Origin of the sequence: Pseudovibrio sp. POLY-S9 (assembly GCF_001431305.1) — a bacterium.
GTDB lineage: Bacteria > Pseudomonadota > Alphaproteobacteria > Rhizobiales > Stappiaceae > Pseudovibrio.
On the sequence record NZ_LCWX01000237.1, the window covers coordinates 166,153 to 168,656 of the forward strand.

The following is a 2,504-nucleotide window of genomic DNA, read 5'->3' on the forward strand; positions in this document are numbered from 1 at the left end:
TCTCATCAAGGGACAGGCACGAGCTGTCTCGCCCGGTAAGATCGGCGAAGTGCTGGCTGACAAACTACGCCAGATGGGCGGCACCATTGAGCAAGCCGAAGTTCACTCCATCACGCCAAACGACGGCGGCGGCTGGAGATATGTGACGGAGACAGGCGCGCATTTTGCACCGAAACTGGTGCTTTCCATGGGCGTCTGGTCTGCCAAGCTACTGAAACCACTTGGGGTCAAGGTGCCGATGGAGGCTGAGCGTGGCTACCACGTGTCCTTCAGCAATCCCGGTGTTGCCCTCACGCATTCCATCATGGATATGGACATGAAGTTTGTCGCCTCCACCATGGAGAGCGCCATTCGGGTTGCCGGAACGGCTGAGTTTGCCGGGCTTGATGCGCCAATCAACCAGAAACGGCTGGATGGTTTGGTGGAGCTTGCCAGCAAGCTGCTGCCAGACTTGCGGATGGGTGACATCAGCACATGGTCCGGACAACGCCCCAGCTTGCCCGACAGTTTGCCTTGCATTGGCGAAGTTGACGGGTTTCCGGATTTGATTGGCGCGTTTGGACACAGTCATTACGGCCTGATGATGGCCCCCAAAACCGGCAGGTTGGTTGCTGATCTGGTGACCGGCACCACCCCCAACATCAATATGACCCCCTATCACGTGACACGGTACTAAAGGATTTCGCATGACCATTCATCCTGGTGGCCAGAACATTTGCGGCGTTTCAATCGGCGTTCTTTCGCTGGAAAGCTATTTCCCCAAACCTCCCGGCCACATCAAGAACCCGTCGAGCCTGCCGTTTACAACGACCTACGAGATCCTGCATGGATTGACAGTTCAAAAACTGCTGGCTGATCCCTCGCCTGAATTGCTGGAGCCGATCCTCAGCGCCGCCAAGCGTCTTGAAGATCAGGGCGTACACGCAATCACCGGGTCCTGCGGTTTTCTGGCGATCTTTCAAAAGGAGATCGCAGCGGCGGTTTCTGTTCCGGTTTTCGTGTCTTCGCTCATACAGGTTCCCCTTGCCTACCACATGACCAATGCACCTGTCGGGGTCGTCACAGCGTCCGCAGCCTCTTTGACGGACAAGCATCTGGAAGGTGTGGGTGCGGCCCATGTGCCGATTGTGGTTCAGGGGCTGGATGAGGCCCCTGAGTTCTCTGCTGTGATCTTACGCGGTGAACGTACGCAGATGGACCTTGGCAAGGTGACAGAAGAGCTGTTTGCTGCGGCAGATGACATGATTGAGCGATCACCGGATATCGGTGCCGTGGTTTTGGAATGCACTGATCTGCCGCCATATGCGCATCAGTTGCAAGCGCGTATCAAACGGCCAGTGTTTGATATCATCACTCTTGCCAGCATGGCTCATTCGGTGGCGCATCGGCACGCCTTTCCCGGATTTATCTGAGTGTCTCACACCCCTTCTGTTTCGCTTTCATAAGATGGCAGAGGTGGAATGATGTCATCGGTGCACAGGTAGAGGTTTTGCAGGTTGAGCAAGGGCATGGGGTTTTCCGTCAGATTGGACATGATGTTCATGGCAATATTCAGCTGAGCTGCGTTGCAGGATGGTTTATGCGCCTGTGCCCACGCCGTGATTGAGTTGGCAAGGTTTTCAAGGATATCGCCCTCAGGTTCGCCGTTGTTCTGGATGGTGACGGGGGTTGGCGGCAGAAGAGCGATTGGCAGATCGATTGGCTCTTCTGTGAGGCCTTGGGCAAGATGATAGCTGTATCCGATATTAAGCTGCAGCGTAATGTCGCCAGCATACTCACCATGAAACAGCATGTAGAAGAGATGTTCCAGATGCTCCTTCAGGCTCCGCTGATAAGGCTCATTTGTGGGGTTGCCGAGGTATGCGATGTTGAGTGGCTGAAAGCTGGACAATGTGGGGTGGAACGGATTTTTAAAGGTTGCCGTCGGCGTTCTGAATACAAAGCCATCTGTGATTTTGCCGTGGATGTAGCTGTTGCGGATCATGTACATGGAAGCCAACGCATCTTGCCGCGCGAGCACCTGCATGCCCGGCATGACCACCTGACGATCACTCAAGGGCTGCGCAATATCCTGTGTCAGATAGGTTTGCTTGCTCTTCGTTTTCTGGGTGTAATAGTAGGTGTAGGTCTGCTTACCCTCAACACACGCACTGCTGTCCAGATGGCTTGTCCAATCCGGAATTTCGACCACAGGGTCTCCGGTTAGTCCTGCGGGAGGGTTGCAATCTTCCAGTATCAGTTTGACAACCCAGCGCTGTGATGTTTGCTCCGTTGGAGTGCTATAGTCCTGATTTTCCTCCTGAATGCTAAAACTGATTGTTTCGCTGCCCTCTTTTTGTGAGGTCGCCGCAAGCATCGCAAGGCTGCTGCTGGCGTTCGCTTTGCAGATTATATCTTCGTTGACCTTGATGATCACAGCCAGAGCCTGTGCCGCCTTTTCGATAGCATCGGCTGACTGATTACCAGCGTTTATGATTGGAACATACTGGTCCAGCGTCGTGGCG

3 protein-coding genes are annotated in these 2,504 nt (G+C 54.3%); 2 read left to right on the plus strand and 1 reads right to left on the minus strand.

Annotated elements, in window-relative coordinates; all coding sequences use genetic code 11:
• On the plus strand, nucleotides 1-676 hold a 676-nt coding region (locus PPL9_RS33710), incomplete at its 5' end, for an FAD-binding oxidoreductase (RefSeq protein WP_208989611.1).
• 10 nt (nucleotides 677-686) lie between these two features.
• Nucleotides 687-1,412, plus strand: coding sequence for an aspartate/glutamate racemase family protein (locus PPL9_RS24855; RefSeq protein WP_057465222.1), 726 nt, complete (start codon nucleotides 687-689; stop codon nucleotides 1,410-1,412).
• A 5-nt stretch (nucleotides 1,413-1,417) separates the two neighbouring features.
• Here PPL9_RS24855 and PPL9_RS24860 read toward each other — a convergent pair.
• Nucleotides 1,418-2,504: hypothetical protein (locus tag PPL9_RS24860; protein ID WP_161831451.1), on the minus strand; the 1,087-nt coding region annotated here is incomplete at its 5' end.

Bases quoted from the DNA above. Each gene is read 5' to 3' on its own strand.
- PPL9_RS24855 (WP_057465222.1), top strand. From the start codon at position 687: ATGACCATTCATCCTGGTGGCCAGAACATTTGCGGCGTTTCAATCGGC.